The sequence below is a fragment of the Bradyrhizobium sp. TM233 genome (assembly GCF_036247965.1).
Classification (GTDB): Bacteria; Pseudomonadota; Alphaproteobacteria; order Rhizobiales; family Xanthobacteraceae; genus Bradyrhizobium; species Bradyrhizobium ottawaense.
Genome location: NZ_BTIG01000002.1, coordinates 189,533 through 215,526 on the forward strand (window position 1 = coordinate 189,533; position 25,994 = coordinate 215,526).

A 25,994-nucleotide genomic window follows, 5' to 3' on the forward strand; every position below is an offset into this window, starting at 1 on the left:
AGCCCTGGTGCTGGAGGTCAGCGGGCTGGTGAAGCGGTTCGGCGGCTTCACCGCCGTCAACAACGTGTCATTTCGGGTCGATCAGGGCGAGATCCTCGGCCTGATCGGCCCCAACGGCTCGGGCAAGAGCACGATCTTCAACATGCTCTCCGGCACGCTAGCGCCGACATCGGGCTCGATCCTGTTCGGCGGCTCCGAGATCGCGGGCCTCGCGCCGCACCGGATCATCAACAGCGGCGTCGGCCGCACCTTCCAGATTCCGCGCCCCTTCCGCCGCCTGACCATCTTCGAGAACGTCGCGCTCGCCGGCTTTTACGGCCAGGGCCGCCATAGCCGTGCCAGGGCGGAGGAGGCGGCCGAGCGTTCGCTGGCGATGGTCGGCCTGCCGACCGATCGCCATGCCAGCGTCGATGGTCTGGGCGCGGCCGGTCTGAAGAAGCTCGAGCTTGCGAAAGCGCTCGCCACGGCGCCAAAGCTGCTGCTCGCCGACGAGAGCCTCGGCGGTCTCGACGAAACGGAGATGGATCAGGCCGCCGACATGCTGCGCAACATCCGCGACGAGCTCGGCATCACCATCATCTGGGTCGAGCACATCATGGGCGTGCTGATGCGCGTCGTCGATCGCGTCATGGTGCTCGATCACGGCGAGAAGATCTCGGAAGGCTTGCCGAGCGCGGTCGCGGGCGATCCGCGCGTGATCGAGGTCTATCTCGGCACCGATGCCGAGACCACGCAGGCCGCGGCCGCCGAAGCGCGCCGCCGCGCGGGAGGCGCCTGATGCTGGAGCTCCGCGCCGTCAGTGCCGGCTATGGCACGTTCCAGGCGCTGTTCGACGTCAATCTCGACGTGAAGGCCGGCGAGGCCGTCGGCGTCATCGGCCCCAATGGCGCCGGCAAGACCACCCTGATGCGCGTCATCTCCGGCCTGATCCGGCCCTCGCGCGGCTCGATCCGGATGGAGGGCACCGACGTCGTGGCAACGCCGCCGCACAAGATCGTCAGCCTCGGGATCGCGCATGTGCCGGAGAACCGGCGGCTGTTTCCGCAGCTCTCGGTCGACGACAATCTCAAGATGGGCGCCTTCATGAAGGAGGCGCGCGGTCACTATGCCGAGCGGCTCGAAGTGGTGTTCGACCTGTTTCCGCGCCTGAAGGAACGGCGCCACCAGATGGCCGGCACCATGTCCGGCGGCGAGCAGCAGATGTGCGCGATCGGCCGTGCGCTGATGTCCAATCCAAAACTGCTGCTGCTCGACGAGCCGTCGGCGGGGCTGGCGCCGGTCGTGGTGCAGCAGGTGTTCGAGCTGGTGAAGCGGATCCGCGCCAGCGGGCTGACCGTGCTGATCGTCGAGCAGAACGTGCAGCAGGTGCTGAAGGTGGTCGATCGCGCCTATCTGATCGAGGCGGGCACGATCAGGGCGTCGGGCACCTCGGCCGAGATGCTGGCAAGCGACACGGTCAAGGAAGCTTATCTCGGGGTGTGATGGGCATGCAGGCATTCTTGGACATCTTCGACATCTATCTGCTGGAGGCCGTGATCAACGGCATCCTGCTCGGCGGCGTGCTGGCGCTGCTCGCGCTCGGGCTGAACCTGATCTTCGGCGTCATCGACGTGACCTGGATCTGCTATGCCGAGCTGGTGATGATCGGCATGTACGCCATGTATTTCATGGTGCAGGTTTATGGCGTCAGCTATTTCGTCGCCGCGCCTCTCACCATCGTGCTGGTCGCGATCCTCGGCGCGGCGCTGCATTACCTCGTGATCGCGCCGCTGCTGACCGCGCCGCCGATCAACCAGCTGCTCGCCACCGGCGGGGTGCTGTTCGTGCTGCAGAGCTTTGCCACCGTCGCCTTCGGCATCGACTTCCGCAATCTCGGCATCCGCCTGCCGGTGCTCGCCCTCGGCGACATGAACTTCAGTTACGCGCGACTCCTGTCATTTTTGGCGGCGCTGGTCGGCATGGTCGCGGTCTATCTGTTCATGACCCGCACCTTCACCGGCACCGCGATCCGCGCCATCTCGCAGGACCGGCAGATCATGGCGCTGATGGGCGTCGATACGAAGAGGATCTATCTCATCACCTCCGCAATCGGCGGCGGGTTGGCCGGGCTCGCCGCCTGCCTCCTGGTGCTGCAATACGACGTGCATCCCTTCGTCGGCCTCTCCTTCGGGCCGATCACCTTCCTGATCTGCGTGCTCGGCGGGCTCGGCAATTTCATCGGCGGCTTCATCGCAGCCTTCGTGTTTGCCGAGATCATCTCGCTCGGCGGCCTGTTCTCCGATCTGGAATGGGGCTATGTGCTCGCCTTCGCCTTCTTCATCGTCATGATGTTCATCCGGCCCGCGGGCCTGCTCGCGAGGCGCCGATGATGGGGCAGGGGCGGCTTGCAGCATGGGGGATCGGGCTGGCGGCGCTGGTCGCGCTGCCCTTCGTCTATCGTGATCCCTATCATCTGCACATCCTGGTGCTGATCCTGATCTGGTCGTTTGCCTACACCTCCTGGTCGATGATGGGGCGGTTCGGCCTCGTCTCGCTCGGGCATGGCGGCTTCATGGGGATCGGCGCCTATGTCACCGCGCTGCTCTGGAACCACCTCGGCGTGTCGCCCTGGATCGGCATTCCCGTCAGCATGGTCGCGGCCGGCGTGCTGGCGCTGATCGTCGGCTATCCCTGCTTCCGTTTCCGCATCACCGGACACTATTTCGTGTTGGTCACGCTGGCGCTGTCAGGCATCGTGCTTCAGGTCATCACGGCGACGCGCGATTACACCGGCGGCTCGCTGGGTTACACGCCGAATCGAACCTCGGGCAACAAGCTGCTGGCACTGCAGTTCGACGACAAGATCACCTGGTATCTGATCGCGCTCGGCGTCTGGCTGTTCGGCATCGTGGTCTGGCACTGGGTCGACCGCAGCATGAGCCGCTACGCGCTGGAGGCGATTTCGGAGGACGAGGACGCAGCCGCCGCCGCCGGCGTCGACGTCACCGCGGAGAAGCTGAAGATCACGCTGCTCAGCGCGGTGATGACGGCGCTCGCGGGCGCGATCTACTGCCAGTATCAGATGTTCATCACGCCCGACACCGTCAGCGGCATCGCGGTGTCGCTGCAGATGGTGTTCGCGGCCATCGTCGGCGGCCTGTTCGTCTCGCTCGGCCCGACCTTTGGCGCCGTGATCACGATCCTGCTGGCCGAGACCCTTCGCATCGGCTTCGGCACCAAGGCGGTCGGCTGGGACAATCTCGTCTATGGCGTGCTGCTGGTCCTTTTCATCATATTCCTTCCCAAGGGTATCCTTGGTAGCTTGCTCGACCGACTGAAGCCGCAACGCAAGGTGCCCCGCGCTCATGAGCAAGAAGCCGTCCAAATCGCTCGCCCAGGAACTTGACCGCTACATCACGCCGTTCCGCTATGACGGCTCGGGCAAGTTTCATCTCAAGGCGCACAAGACCGACGAGAAGGGCGATCTCGACAAGGAGAAGGCGCTGGCGATTCTCGACGCCAACAAGAAGCGGCTGATCGGGTTTCAGGAGAAGCTCTATGCCCAGGACCGCTGGTCGCTCCTGATCGTGTTCCAGGCCATGGACGCCGGCGGCAAGGACAGCGCCATCAAGGCGATCTTCGAGGGCATCAATCCGCAGGGATGCGAGGTCCATGCCTTCAAGGCGCCGAGCAGCAAGGAGCTCGACCACGATTTCCTCTGGCGCCACGCGATCGCGCTGCCCGAACGCGGCCATATCGGCATCTTCAACCGATCCCATTACGAGGAGTGCCTCGTCACGCGTGTGCACCCGGAGATCCTCGCCAAGGAGAAGCTGCCGCAAAAGCTCCTCACCAAGAACATCTGGAAGGAGCGGTTCGAGGACATCTCGGCGTTCGAGCGCTACCTTTGCCGCAACGGCACCGTGGTGCTGAAGTTCTTCCTCAACGTGTCCAAGGACGAGCAGCGCGAGCGCTTCCTCGACCGGCTGGAGGACCCGGCCAAGCAGTGGAAGTTCTCCATGGACGACATCAAGGAGCGCGCGCTGTGGCCGCGCTACCAAGCGGTCTATCAGGACATCGTCCGCCACACGGCGACGTCCCACGCGCCCTGGTACGTCGTGCCCGCGGACCACAAATGGTTCGCGCGCGTCGTGATCGGCTCGGTGATCAATGCCGCGCTCGAAAAACTCGACCTGCGTTTCCCCCGCGCCGACAAGGCCTCGGTGGTGGAGTTCGAGCAAGTCCGCAAGGCGCTGGAGAAAGAGGGGACGGGAGGCAAGAAGAAAGCAAAGTGACAGCCAATCCGACCGCCGACCGCAAGACCGTCAATTTCGCGCTCCAGGGCGGCGGCGCGCACGGCGCCTTCGTCTGGGGCGTGCTCGACCAGGTGCTCGAAGACGGCAGGCTCGCGATCGAGGCGGTCAGTGCGACCAGTGCCGGCGCCATGAATGCGGTGGCGATGGCTTCCGGCATGGCGCACGGGGGTGCGGAGGCCGCGCGGGAGAGCCTGCACGCATTCTGGTACGAAGTGTCTCGCATGGACATGGCGTACGATTTGATGTCGCCGTTGAACCAGTGGATCCAGGCCCTGAAGCTGCCGCCGGAATATCATCCGGTTCACGCCGTCATCCACACGTTGACGCATACGCTGCCGCCGGGCCTGCTCAATCCCTTTCATTTCAACCCGCTCCGGTCACTCTTGCAGCGCGTCGTCGATTTCGACCGGCTCAATTCCTCGCCCGAGGCGCCGCAACTGTTCCTCAACGCGACCAATGTCCGCACCGGCAAGATCAAGGTATTTCAGAGCCCGCATCTCACCGCGGAGACCGTACTGGCCTCGGCCTGCCTGCCGCCCTATTTCCAGGCCGTCGAGATCGACGGCGAGCATTATTGGGACGGCGGCTATCTCGGCAATCCCGCGATCTATCCGCTGATCTACCGCAAGGGCAGCCACGACGTCGTCATCGTGCAGGTCACGGCGATCCGGCGCGACGAGCTGCCGACGAGCGCGGCCGACGTCCTCCATCGCATCAACGAGATCAGCTTCAATTCGTCCCTGATGCGCGAGATGCGCGCGATCGCCTTCGCCACACGGCTGATCGATGATGGCGAGCTCGACAGCGGCAAGCACAGCCGCATGTACATGCACTGGATCGGCAACGACCAGCTGATGTCGCAGCTCGGCACGGCCACGCAATTCCATCCCGAATGGAGCCTGTTGTGTCGCCTGCGCGACGAGGGCCGTTCGTCGGCGCGAAGCTGGCTGGCGCGCAACTTCGACCGGGTCGGGATGGCCTCGACGGTGGACCTAGCCGACATGTTTCTCTAGGCCGCAGACAAAAACTACGAAAACGACCCCATGCACAGTAGCCGGGCGCAGCGGAATCAATGGCTTGCCGGCGGGTGTCATATGAATGCTGATTTTGCGAAATCGAATTGACGCGGCGGGCAAAACAGGGACATGATGTCACCATGCCTATCCATGGGAACCGGCACATTCAAATGTGATCCTTCACATCATTGATCCCGCTTGACAGTGTTGTGGCACAGGAGGAGCATGCCGATGGTCGCAACAAGCGACGCGCAACGTCCACCTCATGAGCAAGGGGAGGTCTATGACTCCACCTCCGCAAATCCAGCCGCGTTAAGTGCGATGGAGCTCGTTCGGACTATCGCATAGCGGCGGAAACCGCGAACGGCACGCCGGGTCAAGGTTTAGCGGGCTGCATCAGTGAGGCATAGCCCCTACCTTCCCGGCGCTGTGTTTTGCATCACATCGATTGTGTCCGGATGGCCGTGACGAGGCCGGCCGCGACAGGCGTTTTCGACATCCTGCTTTTCTCCTCTCCCTCCTCCTCGCCGTCATTCCGGGCCGTTCCCGGAATGACGGGCGTGATCGCATGTCGCTCGTGGCGACGGCCTGAGCGTGCGCCTCGTCCTTCGAGACGACCGCTTCGCGGCCTCCTCAGGATGGGGCTCATCGGCATCGGCGCTGCTTGAAACTGCTGCCACGCACTCCGCCCTCATCCCGAGGAGCCCGCCTAAGGCGGGCGTCTCGAAGGACGGCTGCAGCAAAATTGCAGGCAACGGGGCTCCGCCGATCTCGCGGGTTCCCCCATCTTCGCATTACGGCAAATGCCAAGAGAATGTCGCCTCGAAGGCCAACTTCCGACACAGCGCCGGGGCGAATAACTGCCATCCGACATGACGCATGTGCTTCGGCGGTGACGGTCCCGACGCCGCCGGCTCATTCATTTTTTCCAGGGAATCCTCGTGTCGCATAAGCTTGCCCCGGCGTTCCTCGCCGCTCTCTTCCTCGCGGTCTCCTCTCTCTCCTGTGTCCGCGCCGAAACGCCTCGGCCGGCGACGAATCATGCTGCTGCATTGTCGCCCGACGAAGCCAGGGGCGCGTTGGAGACGCTCCAGGACGACAAGAAGCGCGCGCAGATGATCGATACGCTGCGCGTAATTGCCAATGCGTCCGGTCAGCAGCAGCCTGCGCCGCCCCCGTCCGAGCAGAAGTCGCCGATCCCGCTCTCGGCCGACGGCCTCGGGGCGCAGCTGCTGCTCACGGTGTCGGAGGAGATCGGCGAGATCTCGAGCGAGATCGCCAGCGTGGCGCGGACGCTCACGCATTTCCCGGCCTTCTACTACTGGATCGTGCGGACCGCGAACGACCCGGGAGCCTACAATCTCCTGATCGAGATCGCCTGGAAGCTCGCGCTGGTGCTCGGTTGCGCACTCTCGGCCGAATGGGTGATCTTCCGCCTGATCCGGCGTCCGGTTGCGTTCCTGGAAGGACGTGTGCCCCAGACCGCGCGCCTGCCGGCGCAGGCGCTGCCCATCGCCGATCCGCCATCGTCGGTGACGGATGTCATCGCCGAACCGGAACTGCACAAGCGCCGTCACAGCCTGGCGCGGGTGTGGCAGGTCATGCTGCGGCTGCCTTTCGTGCTGGGGCGCTTCGTCCTTGAACTGCTTCCCGTGGTCCTCTTTGTCGGCGTTGCCACGGCGCTGCTCGGCACCGTGATCGGTGAGCCCACGACGGTTCGCCTTGTGATCCTCGCGGTTGCCAACGCCTATGCGTTCTCGCGCGGGCTCATCTGCCTGGTCCGGGCGCTGGCGGGTCCGTTCGGCCTGTTTCCGGTTCGGGCCGAGACCGCGGCCTATATCGAGATCTGGGCGCGCCGCATCGTCGGCGTCGGCGTCTCCGGTATCGCCTTCGCCAATGTAGCGCTGCTGCTGGGCCTGCATCGTGCCGGTTACGCTGCGCTGCTCCGCATGGTGATGCTGGTCGTTCACCTCTTCGTCGTCGTCATCATCCTGCAATGCCGCCGGCAGGTCGCCGAGGCCATCGGCGCGCCGGCCGACCGGCCGGGCATCGCGGCCCGCCTGCGCAACCGTATCGCCGGCGGCTGGCATTATCTCGCCATCGCACTGGATCTTGCGCTGTGGGCGGTGTGGGCGCTCAACATCCGCAACGGCTACTCGCTGCTGCTGCAATATTTCGTCGGCACTGTCGTGGTCGCCGTGATCACGCGCCTCGCCATCATGCTGACGCTGAGCCTGATCGACCGCGGCTTCCGCATCCAGCCGGAGATCCTGCAGCGCTTTCCGGGCCTCGAGATCCGCGCCAACCGCTATCTGCCGCTGCTGCGCAGGATCGTCTCCAGCGTGATCGTCTTCATTGGCCTCGTGGCCGTGCTCGAGGTCTGGGGTGTGGATGCCATCGTCTGGTTCTATGGCGGCCAGATCGGCAGCCGGCTGATCTCGGCGGTGGTGACCATCGGCCTCGCCGTGTTCATGGCAGCGGCGATCTGGGAAGCCAGCAACGCGCTGCTGGACCGCCAGATCAACACGCTGTCGCGGGACGGGCACTACGCCCGCGCCGCGCGTCTTCGCACCTTCCAGCCGATGCTGCGCACGGCGCTGCTCTGCCTGATCGCCACCGTCGTCGGCCTCACCGCGCTGAGCGAGATCGGCGTCAACGTCGCGCCGCTGCTCGCGGGGGCCGGCATCGTCGGCATCGCGATCGGCTTCGGTTCGCAGAAGCTGGTGCAGGACCTCATTACCGGGCTGTTCCTGCTGCTGGAGAACACGGTCCAGGTCGGCGACAATGTCAGCGTGTCTGGGCTGTCAGGCGTGGTCGAGAATGTTTCCATTCGAACGATTCGCCTGCGCGCGGGCGACGGCGCCGTGCACATCGTGCCGTTCAGCGCGGTCACGACCATCACCAATGCCAGCCGCGGCGCCGGCAACGCCTCGGTCAGCGTCAACGTCGCCTACAAGGAAGACACCGACCGCGCCGGCCAGATCCTCAAGGACATCGTCGACGAGATGCGCCGCGAGCCGGAATTCCGCCCGCTGATCCGCGGCGACCTCGATCTGTGGGGCGTCGACAAGGTCGACGGCGCGATGGTGTCGATCGTCGGCCAGATCCGCTGCACCGAGGCCGGGCGCTGGCCGGTTCAGCGCGAATTCAACCGTCGCATGAAGCTGCGCTTCCAGCAGAACGGCATCGACGTCGCATCCGCCACCCAGACCATCCTGATGCACATCGTGCCGCCGGCAGATGGCGCGGCCAATCTGACGCCGCGGCGGGCGGCCGGATAGCCCGTCGGCCGTAACTTCCGGCTTGCCTCTGCCCACCCGGCAGCGTTCACTCGGCCTCCAGCCCGCTGCCGACATGCGGGCGACGACAATGGGTGGGTGGAATGCTACGAGGGCTGTGGGCCGCCTTGCGCGGTCATGTGATCGTCTTGTGCGCCTTGGTCGGAGCTGCCGCGTGGATCGCACCGGGCCATGCTCAGCCGTTTCCCTCGCGACCGATTACCCTCATCGTACCGTTCGCGGCGGGCGGTCCGACCGATACGCTGGCACGGATCCTGTCGGAGCGGATCGCCGCCGAGCTGCACACCACGGTCGTGGTCGAGAACGTGGCGGGCGCTTCCGGCAGCATCGCCGGTGCGCGCGCGGCGCGTGCGGCGCCTGATGGCACCACCATCACCATCGGCCATTGGGGCACCCACGTCTTGAACGGCGCGATCTTCAAGCTGCCCTATGACGTGGTCACCGATTTCGAGCCGGTCGCGATGATCGCGATGGGGACGCAGCTCATCGTCGGCCGGAAGTCACTCGAGGCGACCAACCTGAAAGAGATGATCGCCTGGCTGAAGGCCAACCCCGGCAAGGCCACCGCCGGGACGGCCGGGGCCGGCACGGGCGCGCATGTCGCCGGCGTCTTCTTCAAGGGCAAGACCGGCACCGACTTCCAGTTCGTGCCCTATCGCGGCGCAGGGCCCGCCATGATCGATCTCGTCGCCGGGCAGATCGACATCATGTTCGATCAGGCCTCGAACTCGCTGCCGCACGTCAAGAGCGGTGCGATCAAGGCCTTCGCAGTGACCTCGCCGACGCGGCTCGCGTCTGCGCCCGATGTGCCGACGGTCGACGAAGCGGGTTTGCCCGGTCTCTATATTTCCTACTGGCACGGCATCTGGGCACCGAAGAACGCGCCAAAGGACATCGTCACCAGGCTCAACGCCGCGATCGTCGCCGTGCTTGCGGAGCCTGCCGTCAAGCAGCGCTTTGCCGAGCTGGGACAGGAGATTCCGCTGCCAGCGCAGCAGACGCCCGCAGCGCTTGCGGCGTTCCAGAAGGCCGAGACCGAGAAATGGTGGCCGATCGTGAAGGCTGCCGATATCAAGCCCGAATAGCCGCGGCGTTAACCTTTTCTCGCGTGCGATTGCCTGTCGTTCGCGAAAGTCTCGCTGCGGTGCGAGATCACAATCGATGCCTCCGTCGCTACGTCCTTGATCTCAATGGAGCGCTGGCCGACAATGTCCGCGGTTCAATGTGAAGCTTTTTGGGGGAATTCGTGAATAGACCTGCCCGGGTCGTTGCCCAATCGACGTCGTCCGATTCGCCGCAAGGCATGACACTGTTGCGCGATCCGTTGCTCAACAAGGGAACCGCCTTTACGGAAGCCGAGCGCGCGGCCCTCGGCCTGCGCGGCCTGTTGCCGCCTTGCGTGTTGACGATGGAGACGCAGGCCCAGCGCGTCCTCACCAATCTGCGCACGCTGCCGACCGATCTTGAAAAATACGTCGCACTGAACGCGCTGCATGATCGCAACGAGGCGCTGTTCTTCCGCGTCGTCGTCGACAACATCGACGAGATCCAGCCGATCATCTACACCCCGACGGTCGGGCTCGCCTGCCAGAAATACGGCCTGATCTTCCAGCGGCCGCGCGGCATGTTCATCTCCTCGCGCGACCGCGGCCAGATCGCCGAGCTTCTGAAGAACTGGCCGTATGCGGCCAAGCTGATCGTCGTCACCGACGGCGAGCGCATTTTGGGACTTGGCGATCTCGGTGCCAACGGCATGGGCATCCCGGTCGGCAAGCTCTCGCTCTATTCGGCCTGCGCCGGCGTGCATCCGGAAGCGTGCCTGCCGATCGTGCTCGATGTCGGCACCAACAACGAAGAGCTGTTGAACGATCCCTATTATCTCGGCCTGCGCGAGCGGCGGCTGACTGGCGAAGCCTATGATAGCTTCGTCGACGAATTCATGCAGGCCGCGCGAAAAACCTTTCCGGGCGTGCTGATCCAGTTCGAGGATTTCGCCAATCACTCGGCGTTCAAGCTGCTGCACAAATACCGGGATGACGCCTGCGTCTTCAACGACGACATTCAGGGCACTGCGGCGGTCGCGCTCGCCGGCCTGTTCTCGGCGCTCCGCGTCAACGGCGGCAAGCTGAGGGATCAGCGCATCCTGTTCCTCGGCGCAGGTGAGGCGGCAACCGGCATTGCCGACCTCGTGGTGTCCGCGATGATGGCGGAGGGCGCCTCGGAAGCCGAAGCACTGCGGCGCAATTGGCTGGTGGATTCCCGCGGCCTCGTCGTCGGTGGCCGCGAGGGCCTCTCCGGTCACAAGCTGCGCTATGCGCACACCGGTCAGGCGCCGATCTTCGACTTCCTCACCGCGATCAAGACGCTGAAGCCGACGGCGATCATCGGGGTTGCCGCAGTCGGCGGCGCCTTCACGCCCGAGGTGCTCGAGGCGATGGCCGAGCTCAACGAGCAGCCGATCGTGTTCGCGCTCTCCAACCCGACCTCGAAGGCCGAATGCTCGGCGGAGGACGCCTATCGCTACTCCGAGGGGCGCGCGCTGTTCGCCTGCGGCAGCCCGTATGACCCGGTGACGCTCAACGGCCGCAGCTTCGTGCCGCGCCAAGGCAACAACTCCTACATCTTCCCCGGCGTCGGCCTCGGCGTCATCGCCAGCGGCTCGAAGCTGGTGACCGACGAGATGTTCATGGCGGCGGCCCATACGCTCGCCGATTGCGTCGGCAAGGAGGACCTCGCGCAGGGCAGCCTGTATCCGGCCCTGCCGCGCATCCGCGAGGTCTCGGTCCGCATCGCCGCGGCCGTCGCGGACGTCGCCTATCAACGCGGGCTCGCCGACGGCCCGGCGCCCAACGACGTCAAGGCTCTGGTGCAGTCGCAGATGTACGAACCGCATTACTGAGAAAGCCGATTCCCGAGTGCTGCTAATCGCTGTCAAAGCAGAACGGGGCTGAGATCGAATCAGGCGGCCGAGGGCTCGGTGCACCTCTCCCGCCTGCGGGAGAGGTCGGCGTCTCCGGGCGACGCGCAGCATCGTCCCGAGTGCCGGGTGAGGGCTGTCTCCTTTTGGGGTTTCTTGATTGCGGAGAAGCCCTGTCCCCAGCCCTCCCCCGCAAGCGGGGGAGGGAGCAAACCTTCCTCGCGGCGGCGTTCGCTACCTGATCCCATTCATGCTCCAGGTCAGCCCGGCGCCACCATCACAGGTGGAATCGCCGTTGTGTCGCGCGGCCGCATATGCGACAGTCTGTAGCGTTACAAGAAACTCAATCCGCAAGGTAAGCCGCCATGGACGATCGTTTGCCCGAGCTGGGCGACCTCGAGCACGAGGTCATGCAATTGGTTTGGGCCCATGGTCCTGTCACGGCCGAAATCGTGCGCGAGCGGTTGTCCCGGCGTCTGAAGGAATCGACGGTGCGCACGGTGCTGCGCCGGCTCGAAGAAAAGGGCTATGCTAATCACACCGTGGACGGACGCACCTATGTCTACCACGCGGCCGAAGAGCGCTCGCGGGTTGCGGCCAAGGCGGTGCAGCGCATCGTCGACTGGTTCTGCAACGGCTCGATGGAAGAGGTCCTCGTCGGCATGGTGGACAACAAGATGCTCGACCAGCAGCAATTGCGCACGCTGGCCGACCAGGTGGCCAAGGCGAAGAAGGCGAGGGGAGTGAAGAAGGAATGATCGCAACTCTGGCGGAGGCGGCACTGCGCTCCCTTGTGCTGGGAGGCGTCGTCTGGTTCGGTCTCAACCTGTTTCGCGTGCGCAATCCGCACGTTCACATGACGGCCTGGGTCGTCGTGCTGCTGGCGTCGCTGGCGATGCCCTTCGTGATGCACTGGCCGACGCTCACGATCACCCGACTGCCTTTGCCGGTCGCCGTGCCGGATGATTTCCTCCCCGCCGACATCTCGATGCTGGAGACGCCGCAGCCCGCTCTGCCAGTCGCGCCCGGCATTGCTATCGCGCCGCAAGCCAAAGGCGGGCTTTCGATCAATTGGTGGCTCGTTGCCACCATCATCTATGCCGGCGTCGCCGGCCTGTTGCTGCTGCGGCTCGCGACCGGGCTCTGTCTGACCTGGCGTCTGAGGCGCGCGGCGAAGCCGATCAAGAGCCTGCAGATGATCGACGCCGACGTGCGCGTCAGCCGCGATGTCGGCGGCCCCGTCACCTTCGGCTCGACCATTCTGGTGCCGCCGCAATTCGCCGGCTGGGACGCGAAGAAGCGCCTCGCGGTGCTCGCCCATGAAGGCGCGCATGTCGCCAATCGCGATTTCTACGTCCTCCTGCTGGCATCCCTCAACCGCGCGGTGTTCTGGTTCAGCCCGTTCTCGTGGTGGCAGCTCGCGCGCCTTGCCGAGCTCGCCGAGATCATCAGCGACGCCGAGGCGATCGAGGTGATCGACGACCGGCTGTCTTATGCGGAAATCCTGCTCGATTTTGCCAGCACCGTGAAACCGCGGCCGGTCGAGCTTGCGATGGCGCGGGCCTCGACCGTGCGCGCCCGTGTCGAGCGCATCATCGCGGCTGCGGCGATGCCCGTGGCGGTCAGCTGGCGCAAGCGGGTATGGATCGCGGCTGCGATCGTCCCGGTGGTGATCGTGTCCGCCGGCATGATCGCCTATCGCACGCCGGATGCGGCGCCCCTGGCCGCGGATGCCGGCGAGGTGCCTGCCCAGCATTACCGCCCGTTCGTCAATTTCTACGCCATGGGTCCGGCCTCGGTGTTCGCCATCTTCCGCGAGGGCGACGAGGTCTATGGCCAGCTCACCGGCCAGCGCAGGCTGCGCCTGACGGTCGGCAATGACGGCACGGCGTCCTACGCAGCCTCGTCCGGCGAGATCACGTTCTCAGCTGATGCGGAGCGCCGCTCCTCCGAGCTGACACTGCGCATGAACGGCCGCGACATTCGCGCAGTTCGTGTCGCCGAGATGCCGACGGCGGCCGCAGGTCCGGCGCCGCTCGATCAGTATGTCGGTTGGTACAGGGTCGCGCCGAACCGCGTGCTCACGGTGCGCCGCGACGGGGATCGGCTCCAGGTGCAGGAAACCGTGCAGGGCCGTGCGGCGCTCCTCGCCGAAGGTGCCGACGTCTTCTCGATCCGTGGCGACAATCTCCTGATCTTCCTGCGTGATGACCAGGCCAAGGTTTCGCGCGTGCTGGTCCAGAACGCGGTCTTCGGCGCCCGTCTCGCATCGCGGATCGACGCGGCAGCGGCGCAGGCGATCGAGGCCGACTTCGCGCGCCGTGTCGCGGAGGTGCCGGATCGCTTCCGCGAGCAGGTTCCCGTCGCCGGCGGCAAGGAGATGATCCTGCGTGGAATCGAAGACCTGCGCCATGGCACGCCGAATTACGATCGGATGAGTGCACCGTTCGCTGCCAAGATCCACCGTCAGGTCGACGAATTGCACGCGACGTTCGTCGCTCTCGGCGCGGTGGAGTCGCTGTTCTTCCGCGGCGTCGGGCCTGGCGGCTACGACATCTATGGCGCAAAGTTCGAGAACGGCACGGCCGAATTCCGCCTGCTGCTCGAGCCCGACGGCAAGGCCGGCGACGTGCTGTTCCGGGCCGACGGCAATGACGAGCTCGGCGGCATCGTGCCTTGCGCGGAGGAGGCGGGCGTGCGCGGCCGTGCCGGCACCTCGCCGATCAGGATCATGGTCTATAACGAGATGGGCGACGACATCCAGCTGTTCAATCTCGATGCGGACGGCAATCGCAAGACGCAGATCGTCAGGCCCAACATGACCTGGGCCGCCACGACCACCGTGAACAATCCCTGGATGATTGCCGACAAGTCGGGACGGTGTCTGGAGATCCTGGTGCCGGGCCGGCAGACGCGCTTCCACAATGTCGAGGCTTCGAACCTCGGCGCGCGTCCGGGGCGCGCCGCGCGCCGCGCCGTTCCGATCGCCAACGGCGAGGCGATGCTGCGCCGCTATATCGAGGGCGTCGGCAGAGGACAGCCGGACTACGAGCACATGACCGCGGAAGTGGCTGATATCACGCGTCAGCAGCTGCCGTTCGACCAGGCGATCCTGGCGCGGCTCGGTGCGCTGCGTGCGGTCTCCTTCCGCGGCGTCACCGCGCTCGACAGCGACATCTACATCGCCCAGTTCGCCAACGGCTCGGCGGAATGGCGCATCGGGGTCAGGAACGACACCATCACCAAGATCGCGCTCGGGCCGAATTTCTAGCGGCAGCGCCGCTCCCGATGTCTTGATGGAGGTGTTTCAATCTCCGCTTGTCTGCCAGTCCTGCGAATGCTACGATCCGTAGCATTACAATTCGTAGCCCCGAGCGACACCGTCGGGCGGGCTCGAAGAAGTGGGCATCCGCCATGAGCAATTCCGCAAAGGCCGAAGCCGTGCTGGCGCTCCATCGCTTCGGGATGGGGCCGCGGCCGGGATCGATTGCCGCCCTCGGGAGCGACCCGCGCGGCGCGCTGATCGCCGAACTCGACCGTCCGCTCGCGCTCACCGCGGCGAACGGTCTGCCCTCCAGTGCGAAAGCCTATCGCACCGTGGCCGATGCCAATGCGCGGCGGGCGGCGCGCGCCAAGCAGGCGCAGCAACAGGCGAAGAAGCAGAAAATGGCCATAGCGACCGTTGCTTCGAGCGACCAAGCTCAGGCGCAGCCCGACGGGCAAGCGCAGGGTTATAACGAGGACAAGGACGCCGCCGAGATGGCGGCGAAGCAGGCGGCCGACGCCGTTCCCGATCCCGGACGTCCGATGTATCTGCAGGAGGCCAAGCTGCGCACGGAGGCGGCGCTCTCTGCCGATATCGGCTTTGCCGAGCGGCTGGTCTGGTTCTGGTCCAATCATTTCTGCGTCTCGGCCAACCGGATCCAGAGCATGTCCGGCGCCTATGAACGCGAGGCGGTTCGCGCCAATGCGCTTGGCCGGTTCGTCGATCTCCTGCTGGCTGTCGAAGGCCATCCGGCGATGCTGTTCTATCTCGACAATCTCGGTTCGATGGGGGCGAACTCGACCGCGGGCATCAACCGCAGCAGCGGCCTCAACGAGAACTTTGCCCGCGAGATCATGGAGCTGCATACGCTCGGCGTGCGCACCGGCTACACCCAGGACGACGTCATCAGCTTCGCCAACGTGCTGACCGGCTGGACGCTGGTGCCGCCGGGGGCCGATCCCCAGCACGGCGGCGACTTCACCTTCAATCCGCGGCTGCACGAGCCCGGCGGACAGACCGTGCTCGGCAAGCGCTATGAGCAGGACGACGTCGAGCAGGGGCGCGCCGTGCTGCGCGATCTCGCCGCGCATCCGGCAACCGCGACCCATGTCGCGACCAAGCTTGCGCGCCATTTCGTCGCCGACGAGCCGCCGCCGGCCCTGGTCGAGCAGATGGCGAAGGCGTTTCGCGACACCGACGGAGATCTCAAGCAGGTCGCGACCCTGATGGTGTCGTCGGACGAGGCGTGGCGCGGTCCGCCGTCAAAGCTCAAGCGTCCGGGCGAATGGGTCGTCGGCATGGCGCGCGCAACCGGCATCACGGTGGTCGATCCCGTCCGCTTCACCGGAGGCCAGGAACTGCTGGGCGAGGCGCTGTGGCGGCCGCCCGCGCCCAAGGGTTATCCGGACGACGAGGCGAGCTGGATCGACGGCGTCGGCCGGCGGCTCGACGTCGCCAACAATTTTGCCGAACGCATCACCGGCATGGCCGATCCGCAAGCCATCATCGAGGACGTCTTCGCATCGCAGATCGCGCCCGAGGTGAAGCAGGCGGTCGGCCGCGCCGAGAGCCGGCAGCAGGCGCTGGCGCTGCTGTTCATGTCGTCGGATTTTCAGAGGAGGTGAGCATGGGCTTCGTCAATCATTTGCCCACGCGGCGCGAGCTTCTGGTCGGCTCCGGTGCGCTGTTCGCATGGAGCCAGATGCCAAGGATTGCGCGCGCCGAAGGCCGCGATCCGCGTCTGCTCGTCATCGTTCTTCGCGGCGCGCTCGACGGCCTCGGCGCCGTCGCGCCGGTCGGCGATCCCGACTGGATCTCGTTACGCGGCGATCGCGCACTGGTGCTGGACGGCAAGCCGCCGGCGCTGCCGCTCGATGCCTTCTTCGCGCTCAATCCGGCGATGCCGAATTTGCACCGCCTCTACAAAGGCGGCAAGGCCGCGATCGTCCACGCAGTTGCGACGCCCTATCGCGAGCGCTCGCATTTCGATGGCCAGGACGTGCTGGAGAGCGGGCTCGTCAAGCCCGGTATGACCAGTTCGGGATGGCTCAACCGCGCGCTGCTCGCGCTGGAATCCGGCGGCCGCGTCGATCCGCGCGGCAGCCGCGCGCTCGGGATCGGCTCGGTGACACCGCTGGTGGTGCGCGGCTCGGCGCCGGTCATGACTTGGGTGCCGCAAAAATTGCTGCCGGCGAGCGAGGATACACAGAGCCGCCTGCTCGATCTCTACCAGCACACCGACCCGAAGCTCGCGACCGTGCTGCAGGCGCGCATGAAGCTCGCTTCGCTCAGCGGGGCACCTGGCGCGGGCGATGCCATGTCGGACGATCCGACCCTGGCGCCGCCGGGCATCGCGCGCGTACGCGCCTATTTCGCCGACGCCGCCGGCACCGCCGCGCGCTATCTTGCCAAGCCCGATGGTCCGCGCGTCGGCGCCATGGGCTTCGTCGGTTGGGATACGCATATCGCCGAAGGCGCAGCATCTGGTCAGCTCTACAATCTGCTCGGCGCGCTCGACGGCGCCTTCGCCGCGATCGAGAGCAACATGGGCGAAGCCTGGAAGGAGACCGTCGTTGCCGTCGTCACCGAGTTCGGCCGCACTGCGCGCATCAACGGCACGCAGGGCACCGATCACGGCACCGGCACGGTCGCGTTCCTGATCGGCGGCGGGCTCGCCGGCGGTCGCGTGATCGCGGACTGGCCGGGGCTGAAGCCGGCGCAGCTGTTCGAGGATCGCGACCTCAAGCCGACCACAGATCTGCGCGCCGTGCTCAAGGGCCTGCTCAGGGATCATCTGCGCGTCGAGGAGAAGGTGCTGGCCGATCTGGTCTTCCCCGGCAGCGCAGACATCAAGCCGATGGGGGGCCTTGTGGCCTGAAGCGCGATGTGCATGCTGACACAACGAGAGCTCGATTTTCTCGCCAGCTTGAAGACGACCTGGCGAAGGCTTTATTGGCGTGAGTTTGCGCGTATTCTCAAAGAGGGGGCAGAGTCCGGCGAGACTCGCGTCAACATTTGCCCCGCCTCGCAAAGGGTGTGACGAGAAGCCTGGATGAGACGCCGGCGGTTCATTTCATTTCTCGGGGCAGCCGCGCTGGCGCCGCTCTCCGCTCCGCCAGTGTATGCGGAGCCATCTGGCGGCTGCGGTGTTCCGCTCGAGCGGGAAGATGGCTGGCCTGCCGGCTCCGTCAATGACGATGGGCTCGTCGACCGCGACGCGCTATGCAGGATGGGGGATCGGCTCGCATCGAGCGATGCCAATATTCATGCAGTGCTGGTCGCCCGCAACGGCAAGCTGGCGTTCGAGCGATACTTCAAGGGCTCTGACGAGATACCCGGCCACATCTACGGCCGCCGGGTGGAAACGGTCACCTTTGATGCCGCTACACTGCATGACATGAAATCGGTGTCGAAGAGCGTCACCTCCCTCGCGGTTGGGATCGCGATCGATCGCGGGCTGATACGCAGCGTCGACGAGCCGATCTTCAGCTTTTTTCCCGAGCTGTCCGACTTGCGTTCTCCTGAAAAGGACCGCATCCGGCTGGCGCACGTGCTCACCATGTCGATGGGTCTGAAGTGGGTCGAGGCGACGCCCGCAACGGGAGACTACGACAATGACGAGGCGCGCATGCACATGGCATGGGATCCGTGTCGCTACGTTCTTGGTCTTCCGGTGACAGCCGCCGCGGGGCAAGAGTTCTTCTACAACACCGGCGCGCTCACGCTGGTGTCGGCCATCATCCGCAAGGCGACTGGACGTCCCCTCGACGAATTCGCGCGCGAGAATTTGTTCGAGCCTCTGGGTATCACCGGCCCGGCATGGGGGCGGTACAGGGGGGATACCGATGCTGGAGGAGGATTGCGTCTACGGCCGCGCGACATGGCCAAGATCGGCCAGCTTGTGCTTGCGGGCGGCCGATGGAACGACCGCCAGATCGTCTCCAAGGCGTGGATCGAGGCTTCGACGGCAGAGAAGATCAAGGCGACGGACGATCAATCCTACGGATATCTGTGGTGGCGCGGCCAAACGCGCCTCAATGACCGGAAGGTCGCCTGGCTCGGCGCGCTGGGGCGCGGCGGGCAGTCGATCCGCATCGTCCCGGAGCTCGATCTCGTCGTCGCAGTGACTGCGGGTCACTATCAGGACTACAGCCCGAAAGCGTTTCAACTCCAGTTCGGCATATTCAGGGACGTCCTGCGCGCGATCCCGCCTCCGGCCTGAGCTGGAGCCGGCCACCGGGGGGCAGCTTGTCCCGATTCAGGACGCGTCACTGTGGTGGAATCGACACAGTTGACGCGAAACGGCGGCGGCCCCAGGCCCGCTTTTGTTCCGACAAGGTTCTGCCCTCATTGCCCACCGAAACTCGGCATCGTTCGGAGGGCGCATCATGTCTTGCATTGCACGTGCCGAAACTGCCCGGATTTCACTGGCAACCTCGAGCCGGCTGCTGCTGGCCGTCGTCGGAGCCGCCTCGCTCGCCGCCTGTGCGCAATCGCCGGTTGGCCGCCAGAAGGCCGATCTCGCGGCCACCGGCCGGCAGGCCGCGGTCGAGCGGCCGCACCGGGTGGCGGCGCTGCATCCAAGGCCGGTCAGCCGGGTGCGCATTCCCGATGGCGATGCAAAGCAAGCGGCCTCGCACGGCGTTGCCAGCTTCTATTCGGATACGGAGACTGCGAGCGGCGAGAAGTTCGACAAGAACGAATTGACCGCGGCCCATCCGACCCTGCCATTCGGCACGAAGCTGCGCGTCACCGACGTTTCCTCCGGCCGCTTCGTGACCGTCAGGGTCAACGACCGCGGTCCCTACATCCGCGGACGCGTGGTCGACGTCTCGCCTTCCGCGGCCGAGGCGCTCGGCATGGTCGACAGGGGCATCACCAATGTCCGGCTCGACGTCGTGCAATGAGGCCCGGTCCGTCGAGATCGATTCCCGCACTTAACCGGCTGTTAGCCGCTCTGTCGCACCATGGGCGTCCAACAATTCGGGGCTCCAGGTTCGGGGTCTTCTGGGGAGGCGGCGCTTGAATACGATCCAGTATCTCGAAGATCAGGCTGCGCGCGCCGAGAGGCTCGCCAAACGGATCACGGATACGCTGACGATCGAAAGGCTCCTGACCTTCGCGGGCGAGCGCCGCCGCGAGATCGAGGTCATCGCCGGCAAGCACCGCCGCGCTTAACTCCTGCATCCATGCTCTGAGCGCATTCGCCCTCGCTGCGAGGCGCGGAACTTCTTCCTTTTTCCTGCGTCATGACAGTGATTGAAGAGGAGGACATCATGGGTTTTGGACGAGGTGCTTTGCTTTGGTTGCTTGGCGTGCCGCTGCCGATCGTTCTGCTGCTGGCATTGTTCTGGCATCACTGAGGTGACTGGATCACATGAAAGCGCCGCGGAAGCGGCGCTTTTTTGTCGATGCGTAAAACGGCTTAGCGCTCCTTCCGACCGGATGGCGCAACGCTCAGTATGAGTGGCTCTCGACGAAGTCGCTGAGATAATCGGGCATCGTCACGCCGTCGATATCGCAGCGCGCCCGGATCTCGCCGGCAACATCGGTCGAGATGTCCTTCATCCAGTGTTCGAGCGTGTTGAACGAAATCACCTTGATGGGGTCGTTGAAGCAACCCGCGACGAGCTCGCCGATCGTGGCTTCGAGATCGCTCCGTTCGATGCGAATCACCGTTGCCTCATTGAGGCGATCGATCACCACGAACAGGGTTTGGTCTGCGCCGTAGGGCACGACCGGGGGCGGCAGGGCGGCTTGGAGCATCTGGGGGCACTCACGCCTTTACTTCCGATAATCACTAACGGGAAAATCCGGAAGAAAGTTCCTGAGCTCAACCAGCTTCTGGGAATCGTCAGAGAAATTCTCTCCAGCGCGAAAGCTCGATGACGTGTTCGGGCGAGAGGATGCCTGTCACGAGGGGCGGTTGTGCCACGGTGCGGATCTCATAGAGATGCCGGGTCGCGGCCGGCTTCTTCATGAAGGCCGAGATGCACTCGTCGAGGGTGCCTTGACTGATCTGGTAAGGCTCCCGGTCCGGCCGGCGCTCGTTTGCCAGCGACGGCCATTTATGCAGGGCCGCAAGCGCACCGAAATCGACCTTTGACTCCGCAACCACGTCTCCCATCGCTCTGCCTCACGCACAAAAACATCCCAGCACGCGGATTTGCGTGCCGGGGCCCACACCTGTCGCTGCATCTCAATGCCACAACGCCGAAAACGCAGCAGCCGGGAAAAGGTTCCCGGCCGCGTTGTCGCGATCAGCTCGCCGCCGCGATCTTGTGCCCCGGGCTGGCTAGACCGTGGCCGTGCTCGTCGCCGCGGCTGACCTCCGGCGGCAGCCCGGCGAAGCGCCGCAAGGCTTCCGCCATCTGCACCCGGCCCGGCACCCCGGTGATCACCACATCGACCATGGTGAAGGACGAGTGGAAATGGCCGTGCGCCCTGAGCTGCTCGACCGGGACGCCTGCGGCCGACATCGCTTCGGCATAAGCGACCCCTTCGTCGCGCAGCGGATCGAACTCGCAGGTCGTCACGAACGCCGGCGGCAACCTATCGACCTTGCCGCGCAGCGGCGAGACGCGCGGATCGGTGCGGTCGGCTGGCGAGCAGTAGAGGTCCCAGAACCAGTACATCAGCGAGCGCGTCAGGAAATAGCCCGTCGCATTGTCGTTGTAGGAGGGACGATCGAAGCTGCAGTCGGTGACCGGGCAGATCAGGAGCTGACCGGCGATCTCCGGCCCGCCACGGTCGCGTGCGAGCTGGCAGGTGACGGCGGCGATGTTGCCGCCGGCGCTCCAGCCCGCAACCAGCACCGGGCCCGGCTTGCCGCCGAGCTCAGTGGCGTGCTCGGCGATCCAGCGCGTGGCCGCATAGCCGTCTTCGGCCGCCGTCGGGAAGCGATGCTCGGGGGCGTGGCGATAGCCCACGCTGACGAACATCATGCCGGTCCGCCGCACCATGTCGCGGCAGAACGGCTCGTCCGACTGCGCGTCGCCGAGCACCCAGCCGCCGCCGTGGAAATAGATCACGACCGGATGCGGTCCCGGCGTTGCCGGCTTGTAGACGCGGTACGGCAGCGCGCCATCGGTGACGGGCAGTGTGCCGTCGACGATATCGCCGATCGGCCGCCCGGCGGGGCGGCCCTTGTTGAACTCGTTCACGAACTCGCGCGCGCCGAGCGCGCCCATCGACTCGATCTGCGGCAGGTTCAGCGATGCGAGCAGGTTCAGCACCAGCCGCACATCCGGCTGCAGCCGCACCACCTCGCCGTCATTGCATTGCTCTGCGCCGCCGGGGCCGGTGAGCTTGAAACCAAGCATGCCGCGGCTGACCACCTCGTCGCAGATGCTGCGATAGGGGCCGACGCCACCGGTATAGGGCATCAGGCCCTGCACCTTGCCGGGGACGTTGGCGCCCGTGTACCAGGTGTTGGCGAGCCGATGCAGCGTCACCATCGAACAGTCCGCCATGTGCCGGCCCCAGCCGGCCTGCGCCGTCTCGGTCGGCTCGATCGTGGTGAAGCCGGCATCGCGCAGTGCGGCCAGCCGGTCGACCACCCAATCGACATGCTGCTCGATCGACACCGCCATGTTCGACAGCACCGACGGGCTGCCGGGCCCGGTGATCATGAAGAAGTTCGGAAAGCCTTCGACCGTCAGCCCGAGATAGGTCTGCGGCCCCTGGGCCCAGACATCGGTCAGCGACTTGCCGCCGCGCCCGGTGATCGGATGCACGGCGCGGATCGCGCCGGTCATGGCGTCGAACCCGGTCGCGAACACGATGACGTCGACGTCGACGCTGCGGCTGTTCGTGGAGATGCCGCTGGCCGTGATCGCCTTGATCGGCTCCTGGCGCAGATTGACCAGCGTGACGTTCGGCCGGTTGTAGGTGGCATAGTAGTTGGTATCGAGGCAGGGACGTTTTGCGCCGAACGGGTGGTCGTGCGGCATCAGCGCCGCAGCGGTTTCGGGATCCTTCACGGCCGCCGAGATCTTCTCGCGGATGAGATCGCAGATCAGCTTGTTGCCGTCGACATCGACCGCCTGATCGGCCCAGAGCTGCGTCAGGATATAGACGAGATCGCCCTTGCCCCAGGCTTCCTCGAAGCGCGCGCGGCGCTCGGCGTCGCTCAATTGCCAGCTCACCGCCATCTGCTGCGGATAGGGCACGCCGGCCATCGACTGGCGCGCCTGCTCGCGATAGGCTAGGCGATCGGCCTGCAGCAGGCTCATGCGGTCGGACGGCGCCGGCCCGTTATGCGCCGGCAGTGCGAAGTTCGGCGTGCGCTGGAATACGGTCAGATGCGCGGCCTGCTCGGCGATCAGCGGGATCGACTGGATCGCGGACGAGCCGGTGCCGATCACGGCGACGCGTTTTCCGGCGAGATTGACGCCGCCATGCGGCCAGCGCCCGGTGAAATAGACCTCGCCTTTGAAATCCTTGACGCCGTCGATCTCCGGCGGTTTGGGCGCCGAGAGGCAGCCGGTGGCCATGATGTAATGGCGGCAGGAGACCGGTCGGCCATTGTCGGTGGTCAACTGCCAGCGCTCGGCCTTCTCGTCCCATTTGGCTTCGGTGACCTTGGTCCCGAAGCGGATGTCGCCCCTGAGGTCGTAGCGGTCGGCGACGAAGCCGAGATAGCGCAGGATTTCGGGCTGGGTCGCGTATTTCTCCGACCAGGTCCAGGCCGTCTCGAGCTCCGGATCGAACGTGTAGCTGTAGTCGATGGTCTGGATGTCGCAGCGCGCGCCCGGATAGCGGTTCCAATACCAGGTGCCGCCGACATCGCCGGCCTCTTCGAGGCCGACCGCCCTAAAGCCGGCCTTGCGCAGGCGATGGAGGAGATAGAGGCCGGCAAATCCGGCGCCGACCACGGCGACGTCGACCTGCTGAGCGGTTCCGCGCTCCTCGGAGGCACGTGTAGCAACCATCGCGTCAGGCATGGCATCCTCCCGTATGTTTTGTTTTGCCGGCAGGCTATCGCCACATGCACGGCTTGTCATCACAGCAAGTGCAATCTTGGGTAGGCGTTTGCGGCGTCATCGTGGCCGCGTGAACCTTGCGGCACTACACGCACCGCGATGCACAATGGCCGTGATTGCCCGGGCTAATCATGCCCGATCCGCCTGTGTATGCTTGCGGTTACAAGCCACGCGTACCGACCGGGCGTCATGACAGAGTTGAGTGAGCGGACTAAAGCGAACATGGACGTCGTCCTGGAGGAGACGTGCCGGCAATTGCCGCATGGCGGCGATCACGACAGCCGCAGGTTCATCGCCGAGCGCCTGATCGAGGCAGCGCAGGCCGGGCACTCCACGCTCGGCGAGCTCGGCATCGTCGCGCGGCACGCGCTGGCGGCGATTCTCGCAAAGCGCAGTTAGTGTGAGCCGGCAGGCTTGCCCCGCCGACGGCCGCGGACGTAACCTGCAGGAAACCGTTCCGCGCATCGAGATGCACCGAAGATGCGATCCGTGCTCGCGCTTCTTGCGGCCTCCATTGTCCTGTGTTGCGCCGGCTCGGCCGTAGCGCAGCCGGTCGGACAGTTTCCATTCGCGCTGACGCGTGAAGGACAGATGCTCGGCGCCGTCGAAGGTGAGATAGCCTCGTTCAAGGGACTGGCCTACGCGGCGCCGCCGGTCGGCGCGCTGCGCTGGCGCCCGCCGCAGCCGACGCCCGAAAGTTCGGAGATGCACACCGCCTACGATTACGGCGCGCCGTGCCTTCAGCCGGCGTTGCCTGATGCGAGCGAGGATTGCCTGACGCTGAACGTGTTCCGTCCCTTCGGGGTCGACGGCCCGCTGCCGGTGATGATGTTCATCCATGGCGGCGGATTTGTCGGCGGCACCGCGAATGAGCGGCTGTTCGACGGTGCCAGGCTGGCGCAGGCCGGCCTCATCGTGATCACCGCAAATTATCGCCTCGGCGCGCTCGGCTGGCTCGCTCATCCCGCGTTGACGGACAGCGGCTCCGGCAATTACGGCCTGATGGACCAGATCGCCGCGCTGCATTGGGTTCATGACAACATCGCGGCCTTCGGCGGCGATCCTGATAATGTCACCTTGTTCGGCTGCGACGCAGGCGCGACATCGATCGCGCTTCTGATGCTGTCCGCGCAGTCGCGCGATCTGTTCCAGAAGGTCATTCTGCAATCGGTGCCCGGTCGCGCGCCGCTGCGTTCGGCGCAGGACGCGCAGGCGATGGGCCGGCAGTTCGTGGCGGCGCTTGGACCGCAGGCGGATTTGCGCGCTGCCGAACCGCGACGCCTGCTTGCCGCCGAGAGCCGTCTGCTGGAGCAATCGCGGCACGGCTTCGCGCCGATGGTGGATGGAGCTCTGGTGACCGAGGATATCGCGGCAGGCTTTGCGGCCGGACACCAAAGCCGCATTCCCCTGATGATCGGCTCGAACGACGACGAGACCGGTTTCGACGGCGAGTTCGATACCAGGGAAGAGCTTGCCGCGTCAGGCCTGACAAGCGATGAGCTGCGCAAGCTCTATCCCGATCTCGCCAAGCCTTCTCTCGCCAGGCCTTCGGATCTTGCGGCGAGGTTCTTCACCGACAAGGTCTTTTCCGAGCCTGCAAGGCTGCTGGCGCGCCTGCATGCCGCAAGCGGCGCGGCGACCTTCCGCTATCGCTTCGCCTACGTGCCCGAGGCGCGTCGTGCCAATCCTGGGACCGGGCACGGGCGGGAGCTGCAGTTCATCTTCGGTGCGGAAGGCGTGCCCGGAGCGGGTATCCTCTCGCGAGCTGATCGCGAGGTCGCAAGCCGCATGCGGTCCTATTGGATCAACTTCGCCAGGAGCGGCGATCCCAACGGTCCCGGTCTGCCGCGCTGGGACGCCGCGGCAGGCCGCGATCGCCTGCTGCTGATCACGAACGATCGCATCGCGAGCGGCGACGATCCCTTCGCCGAGCGTCTCGACCGGCTCGCGCGCTAGCGCGACAGAAAATGGATGGGCTTAAGCGGCGAGCTCGACGCGGGGCGCCGGCGTCAGCCGGTCTTCCTCCAGATAGTCCATCGCGCCGTCCTTCTCGACGGCGTAGAACTGCTGGCCTTCGCGCGACTTGAAGGCGGCGCGAACGATGCCGCGGCGGCCCTTGTCACTGTTGACGACGTCCCCCAGCGCAAACTTCTTCATCTCACGTCTCACTTGTCTTCAGGCCGACTGCTTCGGCCACGCCGGGATTTTGGGCGGCAAA

Annotated in this window: 22 protein-coding genes; 18 read left to right on the forward strand and 4 right to left on the reverse strand. The window is 65.5% G+C overall.

Features of this window, described 5'->3' with window-relative positions; all coding sequences use genetic code 11:
* Positions 1-7 precede the first annotated feature (7 nt).
* The 16 genes from AABA86_RS06795 to AABA86_RS06870 all read left to right on the forward strand — a co-directional run bounded on the left by AABA86_RS06795 (position 8) and on the right by AABA86_RS06870 (position 19,970).
* Positions 8-778 (forward strand): ABC transporter ATP-binding protein, encoded by a 771-nt coding sequence (locus tag AABA86_RS06795; protein WP_338306257.1) that lies wholly within the window; start codon positions 8-10, stop codon positions 776-778.
* On the forward strand, positions 778-1,482 hold the full coding sequence (locus tag AABA86_RS06800) for an ABC transporter ATP-binding protein (protein ID WP_338306258.1): 705 nt from the start codon (positions 778-780) through the stop codon (positions 1,480-1,482). Before AABA86_RS06795 ends, AABA86_RS06800 begins: the two co-directional genes overlap by 1 nt.
* A gap of 5 nt (positions 1,483-1,487) precedes the next feature.
* A complete protein-coding gene (locus tag AABA86_RS06805) occupies positions 1,488-2,369 on the forward strand; it encodes a branched-chain amino acid ABC transporter permease (RefSeq protein ID WP_212249790.1) in 882 nt (293 codons plus the stop codon).
* A complete protein-coding gene (locus AABA86_RS06810; RefSeq protein ID WP_212249788.1) occupies positions 2,366-3,385 on the forward strand; it encodes a branched-chain amino acid ABC transporter permease in 1,020 nt (339 codons plus the stop codon). The genes AABA86_RS06805 and AABA86_RS06810 overlap by 4 nt, the downstream gene beginning before the upstream one ends.
* On the forward strand, positions 3,345-4,274 hold the full coding sequence (locus AABA86_RS06815) for a polyphosphate kinase 2 family protein (RefSeq protein ID WP_338306259.1): 930 nt from the start codon (positions 3,345-3,347) through the stop codon (positions 4,272-4,274). The genes AABA86_RS06810 and AABA86_RS06815 overlap by 41 nt, the downstream gene beginning before the upstream one ends.
* Complete coding sequence (locus AABA86_RS06820; RefSeq protein WP_212249784.1) at positions 4,271-5,308, forward strand: patatin-like phospholipase family protein; 1,038 nt, start codon at positions 4,271-4,273, stop codon at positions 5,306-5,308. The genes AABA86_RS06815 and AABA86_RS06820 overlap by 4 nt, the downstream gene beginning before the upstream one ends.
* A gap of 944 nt (positions 5,309-6,252) precedes the next feature.
* Positions 6,253-8,592: a mechanosensitive ion channel domain-containing protein gene (locus tag AABA86_RS06825; RefSeq protein ID WP_338306260.1), complete on the forward strand. Its 2,340-nt coding sequence runs from the start codon at positions 6,253-6,255 to the stop codon at positions 8,590-8,592.
* A 101-nt stretch (positions 8,593-8,693) separates the two neighbouring features.
* Positions 8,694-9,695: a Bug family tripartite tricarboxylate transporter substrate binding protein gene (locus tag AABA86_RS06830; protein ID WP_338306261.1), complete on the forward strand. Its 1,002-nt coding sequence runs from the start codon at positions 8,694-8,696 to the stop codon at positions 9,693-9,695.
* Between the two features lie 161 nt (positions 9,696-9,856).
* Complete coding sequence (locus tag AABA86_RS06835) at positions 9,857-11,509, forward strand: NAD-dependent malic enzyme (RefSeq protein ID WP_338306262.1); 1,653 nt, start codon at positions 9,857-9,859, stop codon at positions 11,507-11,509.
* Between the two features lie 383 nt (positions 11,510-11,892).
* Positions 11,893-12,285, forward strand: coding sequence for a BlaI/MecI/CopY family transcriptional regulator (locus AABA86_RS06840; protein ID WP_028145423.1), 393 nt, complete (start codon positions 11,893-11,895; stop codon positions 12,283-12,285).
* Positions 12,282-14,798 (forward strand): M56 family metallopeptidase, encoded by a 2,517-nt coding sequence (locus tag AABA86_RS06845; protein WP_338306263.1) that lies wholly within the window; start codon positions 12,282-12,284, stop codon positions 14,796-14,798. The genes AABA86_RS06840 and AABA86_RS06845 overlap by 4 nt, the downstream gene beginning before the upstream one ends.
* Before the next feature lie 143 nt (positions 14,799-14,941).
* Positions 14,942-16,417, forward strand: coding sequence for a DUF1800 domain-containing protein (locus AABA86_RS06850; RefSeq protein WP_338306264.1), 1,476 nt, complete (start codon positions 14,942-14,944; stop codon positions 16,415-16,417).
* Positions 16,418-16,419: 2 nt separating this feature from the next.
* Complete coding sequence (locus AABA86_RS06855) at positions 16,420-17,670, forward strand: DUF1501 domain-containing protein (protein WP_338306265.1); 1,251 nt, start codon at positions 16,420-16,422, stop codon at positions 17,668-17,670.
* A gap of 174 nt (positions 17,671-17,844) precedes the next feature.
* A complete protein-coding gene (locus AABA86_RS06860) occupies positions 17,845-19,014 on the forward strand; it encodes a serine hydrolase domain-containing protein (protein WP_338306266.1) in 1,170 nt (389 codons plus the stop codon).
* Between the two features lie 166 nt (positions 19,015-19,180).
* Positions 19,181-19,699 carry a septal ring lytic transglycosylase RlpA family protein gene (locus AABA86_RS06865; protein WP_338306267.1) on the forward strand — a complete coding sequence of 173 codons (519 nt, stop codon included), beginning with the start codon at positions 19,181-19,183 and terminating at the stop codon, positions 19,697-19,699.
* A 115-nt stretch (positions 19,700-19,814) separates the two neighbouring features.
* Positions 19,815-19,970 carry a hypothetical protein gene (locus AABA86_RS06870; protein WP_018319756.1) on the forward strand — a complete coding sequence of 52 codons (156 nt, stop codon included), beginning with the start codon at positions 19,815-19,817 and terminating at the stop codon, positions 19,968-19,970.
* Positions 19,971-20,249: 279 nt separating this feature from the next.
* On the opposite strand, the gene AABA86_RS06875 is transcribed toward AABA86_RS06870, so the two are convergent.
* The 3 genes from AABA86_RS06875 to AABA86_RS06885 all read right to left on the reverse strand — a co-directional run bounded on the left by AABA86_RS06875 (position 20,250) and on the right by AABA86_RS06885 (position 23,737).
* Positions 20,250-20,558, reverse strand: a complete 309-nt coding sequence (locus AABA86_RS06875; protein ID WP_338306268.1) for a hypothetical protein — start codon at positions 20,556-20,558, stop codon at positions 20,250-20,252.
* A gap of 88 nt (positions 20,559-20,646) precedes the next feature.
* Complete coding sequence (locus AABA86_RS06880; RefSeq protein ID WP_338306269.1) at positions 20,647-20,919, reverse strand: hypothetical protein; 273 nt, start codon at positions 20,917-20,919, stop codon at positions 20,647-20,649.
* A 133-nt stretch (positions 20,920-21,052) separates the two neighbouring features.
* Complete coding sequence (locus tag AABA86_RS06885; RefSeq protein ID WP_338306270.1) at positions 21,053-23,737, reverse strand: flavin-containing monooxygenase; 2,685 nt, start codon at positions 23,735-23,737, stop codon at positions 21,053-21,055.
* 189 nt (positions 23,738-23,926) lie between these two features.
* On the opposite strand from AABA86_RS06885, the gene AABA86_RS06890 reads away from it, so the two are divergent.
* Positions 23,927-24,175: a hypothetical protein gene (locus tag AABA86_RS06890; RefSeq protein ID WP_212249765.1), complete on the forward strand. Its 249-nt coding sequence runs from the start codon at positions 23,927-23,929 to the stop codon at positions 24,173-24,175.
* An 81-nt stretch (positions 24,176-24,256) separates the two neighbouring features.
* Positions 24,257-25,732, forward strand: a complete 1,476-nt coding sequence (locus AABA86_RS06895; protein WP_212249764.1) for a carboxylesterase/lipase family protein — start codon at positions 24,257-24,259, stop codon at positions 25,730-25,732.
* A 21-nt stretch (positions 25,733-25,753) separates the two neighbouring features.
* Here AABA86_RS06895 and AABA86_RS06900 read toward each other — a convergent pair whose 3' ends face one another.
* The gene (locus tag AABA86_RS06900; RefSeq protein WP_212249763.1) at positions 25,754-25,933 is read right to left on the reverse strand and encodes a hypothetical protein; all 180 of its coding nucleotides are present in this window, start codon (positions 25,931-25,933) and stop codon (positions 25,754-25,756) included.
* Between the last annotated feature and the right edge of the window lie 61 nt (positions 25,934-25,994).